The organism is Actibacterium sp. (assembly GCF_041584535.1).
GTDB lineage: Bacteria > Pseudomonadota > Alphaproteobacteria > Rhodobacterales > Rhodobacteraceae > Actibacterium_D.
Window position 1 is genome coordinate 1 of record NZ_JBFHDW010000143.1, and the last position, 6,740, is coordinate 6,740.

Consider the following 6,740-nt stretch of genomic DNA (forward strand, 5'->3'; position numbering starts at 1 on the left):
CCGCTTCTCTGGTAAGATATCCGAACGGATCAGTTGGCCGCCATGGCGGCGACAAAGGCGTCATAGACAGCCTGACCATCGGGGGTTGCGGCGATCCAGGCGTCGATGGCGGGCTGCGTGGCGGCCTTCCATGCGGCGACCTGATCGTCGCTGGGTTCGATGATGTTCAGCTTGCCCGCGGCCACGGCCTCGGCGCGCACGGCGCTGTTCTGACCTTCGAAGGCTTCGCCAAAGGCGCTGGCGAATGCGGCGCCCGAGAACTGATCAACGGCGGCTTTGCCCTTTTCGGACAGGCCCTCGTATTTCTCTTTGTTCATCACCACCATCAGCGGGGTGGTGCCCATCGGGACCTCAAGCACGTTGTCGACGGCCTCCATGATCCGGAACGATTTCAGCGCGTTCCATTCGTTGAACGAGCCGTCAATCAACCCGCGCGAGACGCTTTCCGCGATGGTCGGCCCGGTGATGCCACCCACCGGCACAGCGCCCATTTGCTCGATGGCGACCAGCAGGTTCGGCGACGAGGCGCGGAAGTTCTTGCCATTCATGTCCGCCGGCAAGTCGATCCGCGATTTCGATGCGATCGCCTGCGGCGAGGTGGTGAAGATGCCGATGATCCTGAACTTGTCGAAATCGCCGTCCAGCATGCCTTGCGCATACAGCGACCAGATCGCTTCCGAGCCGTTTTTGGCGTTGGTCACGGTGAAGGGCAGCTCGCCCACGGTCACTCCCGAGAACACGCCGGGGTTATAGCCGGGAACGATAAAGGCGATGTCCGCGACGCCGTCCTGCACCATTTGCAGCTGTTGCGCCGGCGACCGACCCAATGTGCCGCCCGGGAACATCTTGACGGTCACCTCGCCACCCGAGGCGGCGGTGACGTTCTCGGCCCAGCCGGTGAAGACTTCCTTGGTCAGGAATGCGACCGGCGGCTCAAAGCTTGAGAACCGCAGGGTTTCGGCCGAAGCCGCAGCGCCAACCAGCGACGACAGTGCGATCGCAGCGGCGGTAAGTTTCATGAACTTCATCTTATTCCTCCCAGAAGTCAGTTTTGAATTGCACCGGACCATAGCCAATCGGCGGCCTGCTCGGGCGCGGTTTGCGATCAATGTTCACAAGGTGAACCAGTCACAGCAGCACCTTGGGCAACCACAGCGTCAGCACCGGGAAAGCCACCAGAATGGCCAGCCGAACCATGTCGGCCAGAAAGAAGGGCATGATCCCCTTGTAGATAGTCTGCAGGGTGATATCGCGGCGCATGGCGTTCAGAACCATGACGTTGATGCCGATCGGCGGGGTGATCATGCCGATCTCGATCACGATGACATTGATGATGCCCCACCACACCAGATCGAAGCCAAGGTGCTGAACCACCGGGATCACGAACGGCAGGGTGATGATCATCGCGGCGACTTCGTCGAAGAAGGCGCCAAGGAAAATATACAGCACCAACAGCGCCATGATCACGCCCATCGGCGGCAGGTCCAGCGCCGCGATGCCATTGACGATGATCGACGGCGCATCGGTGATCGCCATGAAATACGAGAAAATCGTGGCGCCAAAGACCATGATATAAATCATCGCCGTTGTGGCGCTGGCCTGAACCAGCACATCGGTCAGTTCCTTGACGTTGAACCCGTGCCGGGCGACGAGGAACAGAAAGGCGACGACCACGCCGACGGCGGCGGCCTCGTTCACGGTGAAGATGCCGGAATAGATCCCGCCCAACACAACGACCGACAGAACCACCACGCCCCAGCCCTTGCGCAGCGCTGCAAAGCGTTCCTTCATCGGCAGCTTCTCGATCTCGGCCCCGGCGTCGGGGTCGATCATCATCGTGCCGCGCACAGCGGCGATATACAGAACCACGCCAAGAATGGCCGGGATCAACGCGGCGGTGAACAGTTCGACCACGAATTGCTCGGTCAGGATGGCGTAAAGAACGATGATCGTCGACGGCGGCACGATGATGCCCAGCGTCCCGCCCGCCGCGATCGAGCCGGTGGCCAGCGACGGTTTGTAATTGCGCTCAAGCATCTCGGGCAGGGCCACGCGGCCGAAGGTGGCGGTGGTCGCCACGCCCGAGCCGCAGACCGCGCCAAAGCCGCCACAGCCCAGAATGGTCGCCGTCGCCAGCCCGCCCTTGCGGTGGCCGATAAAGGCGTGGGCGATATTATAGACGTCATTCGCCAAGCCCGCCGCGGCGGCAAGGTTGCCCATCAGCATGAACAGCGGAATAACCGCAAGGTTCAGGTTGGTCAGCGTCGCGGCGGGTTCGGTCGCCAGCAGCGACAGCGCCGGCCCCCAGCCCACGACAAGACCAAACCCCGTCACCCCGACAAACCCCATCGCAATACCGATCGGCACATGCAGGGCGATCAACCCAAGCATCAAAGCAAAGCCGATCCCGGCCACCAGAAGCGGATCCATAAGCGTCTCCCGTCGCTATCAAATCAGGTTACAGAACGGCGTCGCTGTCCATCGCCGGGCCGGGGCCTTGGGGCGTCTGCCCGGTTATCAAGGCCCGGATGTCTTCAACGGTCACGATGAACTGCGCCAGCACCGCCGCCCCCATCATCACGGTCGCGGCCCACCACCACGGGCCAACCGGCCAGCCCAGCACCCATGTCTTTTCACCGCTGGCAGTCGTGTCTCTGGCGAAGGGCACGAATTCCCAGACCATCAGCACAAAGAACAACAGCACTGCCAGACTGGCGAACACGCTGAGAAAACGATTGGCCCGCGCGCCCAGAACGCCACCCAGAACCTCGATCGAGATATTCTGTTTCATCATCAGGCATTTCGGAATGCAGGCGGCGATCACCACGGCCATCACCACCGCACTGATGTCATTCACGCCCTGCAACGGAGTGCCGAAAAAGAACCTCAGCAGGATGTCCAGCGTCACCATCAACGCCAACAGCAACAGTCCCAGAAACCCGACCAGCGCCATCACATGGACCAGTTTTTCGGTCAGCCCGCGCAATTGTCGATACATCGTTCGCTTCTCCCCCAAGCGGTGCCCTTTGTTCACTGTGTGAACGCGGGCACATAGCTTAGTTGTTGCCCAAACCGGAAAATGGTGCAATTTCGATGAACCTTATGTTCACGGGATGAACGCCCAAAGGAGGACCCGATGACAGTTTTCAAGCCGGTTCGCGCCCTTGAACGGGGCTTGGAAATTCTGGCCACGGTCAACGAACGCGACGGTCTGCGCACGCAGGACATTGCCGATGTCACTGGCCTGCCGCGCGCCACGGCGTTCCGCTTGCTTGAGACCTTGCAGGGCATGGGCTTTGTTGCGCAATCGCAATCCGATGGGGCGTGGCGACCGACACTCAGGTGCAACCTGCTCAGCTCGGGCTTTCTGGACAAGGCATGGGTCGGGCAGATCGCGATGCCCGAGATGATCAAGCTGGGCAGGAAAATCCTCTGGCCTCTTGATCTGGTCACCTTTGCCGAGGACGCGATGCAGATCCGCGAGACCACCCACAAGATCAGCCCGTTTTCCTTTGACGTCGGCATGGTCGGCAAGATGATCCCGATGCTGCACACCGCTGGTGGCCATGCCTATCTGGCCTTCTGCCCGGACGAGGAGCGCAAGGCCATTCTTGAAATCATGCGCAGCACCGGCAAGCCGGAACATGCGCTGGCGCATGACCCGATTACCTTGCAGCGCATTCTGGAACGGACCCGCGCACGCGGCTTTGGCTATCGCACCGATGGCTACAAGGCGCATACCCTGTCGATCTCGTTCCCGATCTTTCAAGGCGACCGGCCAATCGCTTCGCTGACTGTTGTGTGTCTGAAATCGGCAATCAGCTTTGACGAGATGATCCGCAAATACGCCGCCAAGCTTGAGCGCACCTGCCAACTGATCAGCCAAGAGGTGACGCGAACCGCCGAGGCCCGCGCCTGATCTGATCGCTTACGCCAGATCCCTGGCGTATGTCGCCAGCGCCTTGGCCAATTCCCCCGGATAGAACGCCCCGGCGCAATAGCGGTCAGGCCGCAACAGCAGGATCTGGTCGCGATGGGTGCGCAGGGTCTTGCCGCGCGGATCGGTGACCGTGCCGCCCGACAGCGCGCCCGGCGTGACGCCAAGGCCGGTATCCAGCACCACGCGGGCCAGCGGCAGGCCGCCAAGACGGTCTTGCGACAGCGCGGCCAGCGCCTCGGCCCCGGCCTGATCCTGCGCGATCAGCGCGAACCCCGCGCCCAACAGCGTGTCCAGCTTTTCCTCCCCGGTCGCGGTCTGCACATCGGGCTGCGCGATCATCTCGCCCACGATCGAACCTTCGAACAGCTGGGACTGCAGATCAAGGAACAGCCCCTGCGCACAGCGCGGGCGCGGCTTGAATTTCATTTGCAGCAGGTAATCCTGCACCCCCGGGAACGGCTTGAGCGCCTTCATCAGCTGCTCGCGGAATTTCAGTTGGTCCTCTTCGATCGGCATGATGATGTCGCCCATCGCCACTGCCAGCTGGATCATCGCCCAAGCGGGGTCGCGGCGCTCGGTGAAATAGCTGTCCAGCATCTTGCCCGAGGCACCGCTGTTCACCACCGAGGCCAGTTTCCACGCCACGTTCCACGCATCGCGCAGACCGGCGTTCATGCCTTGCCCGGCGAACGGCGGCGTCAGATGCGCCGCGTCGCCTGCCAACAGAATGCGGCCTTCGCGGAACTTGTCGGCGATGCGGGCGTGAAAGGTGTAGATGGTCTTGCGGATCACATCGGCCTGATCGACGGTGCGGAACGGCGCCATCAGCACATCGACAAAGCTGTCTTCCAGCACCTGCGCATGGGTCTCGCCCGGCAGCAGCATGAACTCGTAACGGCGGCCGCCATTCGGGGCGGGCACGCTGACGGTGGGGCGTTCATTGGAGCAGAAGAACCGCGAATGCGGCGCCTGATCGGGATCGTTCAGCATGTCGATGACGATCCAGTCCTGCGCATAGGTCGAGCCCTGCATCTGAATGCCAAGGCTTTCCCGGATCGGGCTGCGCCCGCCATCGGCGGCCACGACATATTGCGCACGGATCTGATGCGCGGTGCCACCCGGGCCTGTCAGGTTGACGGTGATGCCATCGGCATCCTGCGTCAGGCCGGTGACTTCGCTGTCGAAACGCACCTCGCATTTGTCCGAGGTTTTCAGATGCTCGTGCAGCACCAGTTCCATTTCCGGCTGGTTGATGAAATGCCGCTTGGGAAAGCCATAGGTATCCAGCCCCCGGCCGACCTTGGCAAAGACGATGCCCGCGTCATCCACGTATTCAGCGCCATCGCCGATGATGGTGCCTGCGACATAGGTCTTGTCGGCCCCGAACACCTGAAGCGTGCGCGCGCCTTCGTCGTCCAGCACGATCGCGCGCGGGATATCCATCGGCGCGCTGTTGCGATCCAGAATGATCGAATTGACCCCATATTCCGCCAGCAACAGGCCCGTGGTCAGGCCGGTCGGGCCAGCGCCGACGATGACGACGGGAATTTCATTCGGATAAGCAGTCATGTGTTCAAGTCCTCCTCCACGCGGCTTGCGCCGCGGCATATTCTTGGCCCCAAGCAACGCGCAAAGGCGGTTGCGGTCTATGGGTTTGCCCGCCCGCGTTCGCTTAGTGAACGGCGGGGATCAGGGCGTCGGCGGCCAAGGCGCCGGGGCGCGCCGACAGCCGCGCATAAAGGTCATGCAGGTTCTTCGGCATGTTCAGGTTTTCCTGCACCGCCCAACGCAAATTATAGAACATCGCCGCATCGACGATGCTGAGCTTGCCGAACATGAACGGCTTGTCGCCCAGCCTGTCGGACAGGATCGCCAGACCGGCCTGGGTTTCGGCCCGGCCAAAGACCCGCAGATCGTCCTGCGCCTTGGCGTCCGGCACGAATTTCTGCGGCACCCGGAACAGGGTAAAGCCGCGCATATGCACGCTGCCGACGATGAATTCCAATGCCTCGATCATCCGGGTCTGTTCTTCCAGATCGTCACTGAACAGCCCGGCCTCGGGGAACCGGCGGGCCAGCCAATAGGCGATGGCCGGGAATTCAGTCAGCAGCCCGCCCTCGGAACGCAGCAGGGCCGGAACCTTGCCCTTGGGGTTCAGCGCAAGGAATTCCGGGTCGCGGTTTTCCTTGGTTTGCAGGTTCAGCACATGCGCCCGGTAAGGGACGCCGATTTCCTCAAGCAGAAAGGCGATCCCCAGCGAACAGGCATTGGCGGCGTGAAACAGGGTCAGGGTCATTCGCGCAACCCCAGCTTGGCGCGCATCTCGGCCGGGGTGGCCAGATCAAAACCTAGATCCTCAAGAACGCGCCGGGCTTTTTCAACCATGGCCGCGTTCGACGGGGCCAATTGGCCCGGCCCCATCCAGGCCGCGTCTTCCATGCCGATCCGCACCTGACCGCCCGCCATCGCCGACATCGCCAGCATCTGATATGCCGAACGCCCGGTGCCGAACCCGGTCCAGATCGCACCAGCGGGCAGTTGATCGCGGGCATAAAGCGTGGTCTCGGGCGACGGTTGCAGCCCGTATTTCACCCCCATCACCAGCGAGCACAGCGGGTTTTGCCGGATCGTGCCCTCGGCCATCAGGTCTTTCATCAGGGCAATGTCACCGGTGTCGAATAATTCAACCTCGGGGCAGACACCGGCCTCGTAAATGCCCTTGGCCATGACGCGGATATTCTCGGGAGTGTTGATCACCACCTCGCTGCCGAAAACCATGGTGTTCAGGTCCAGCGTCGCG

The 6,740-nt window shown here is 62.0% G+C and carries 7 protein-coding genes; 1 reads left to right on the forward strand and 6 read right to left on the reverse strand.

The annotated features are described in order from the left end of the window. Positions 1 to 29 precede the first annotated feature (29 nt). The 3 genes from ABYW26_RS08480 to ABYW26_RS08490 all read right to left on the reverse strand — a co-directional run bounded on the left by ABYW26_RS08480 (position 30) and on the right by ABYW26_RS08490 (position 2,998). Entirely contained in the window at positions 30 to 1,019 is a 990-nt protein-coding gene (locus ABYW26_RS08480; protein ID WP_372604340.1) for a TRAP transporter substrate-binding protein, read from the reverse strand. A gap of 109 nt (positions 1,020 to 1,128) precedes the next feature. Further along, the gene (locus ABYW26_RS08485; protein WP_372604341.1) at positions 1,129 to 2,430 is read right to left on the reverse strand and encodes a TRAP transporter large permease; all 1,302 of its coding nucleotides are present in this window, start codon (positions 2,428 to 2,430) and stop codon (positions 1,129 to 1,131) included. A 28-nt stretch (positions 2,431 to 2,458) separates the two neighbouring features. After that, positions 2,459 to 2,998: a TRAP transporter small permease gene (locus ABYW26_RS08490; RefSeq protein ID WP_372604342.1), complete on the reverse strand. Its 540-nt coding sequence runs from the start codon at positions 2,996 to 2,998 to the stop codon at positions 2,459 to 2,461. A 138-nt stretch (positions 2,999 to 3,136) separates the two neighbouring features. Here ABYW26_RS08490 and ABYW26_RS08495 point away from each other — a divergent pair, with 138 nt between their 5' ends. Continuing rightward, a complete protein-coding gene (locus ABYW26_RS08495) occupies positions 3,137 to 3,919 on the forward strand; it encodes a helix-turn-helix domain-containing protein (protein ID WP_372604343.1) in 783 nt (260 codons plus the stop codon). 9 nt (positions 3,920 to 3,928) lie between these two features. Here ABYW26_RS08495 and ABYW26_RS08500 read toward each other — a convergent pair whose 3' ends face one another. The 3 genes from ABYW26_RS08500 to ABYW26_RS08510 form a co-directional block, all read right to left on the reverse strand. Then, on the reverse strand, positions 3,929 to 5,548 hold the full coding sequence (locus ABYW26_RS08500) for a bifunctional 3-(3-hydroxy-phenyl)propionate/3-hydroxycinnamic acid hydroxylase (protein WP_372604344.1): 1,620 nt from the start codon (positions 5,546 to 5,548) through the stop codon (positions 3,929 to 3,931). Positions 5,549 to 5,612: 64 nt separating this feature from the next. Next, the gene (locus tag ABYW26_RS08505) at positions 5,613 to 6,236 is read right to left on the reverse strand and encodes a glutathione S-transferase family protein (RefSeq protein WP_372604345.1); all 624 of its coding nucleotides are present in this window, start codon (positions 6,234 to 6,236) and stop codon (positions 5,613 to 5,615) included. Continuing rightward, positions 6,233 to 6,740 (reverse strand): 3-keto-5-aminohexanoate cleavage protein (locus ABYW26_RS08510; RefSeq protein WP_372604346.1); only part of this gene is annotated, 508 nt, incomplete at its 5' end. The genes ABYW26_RS08510 and ABYW26_RS08505, both read right to left, overlap by 4 nt.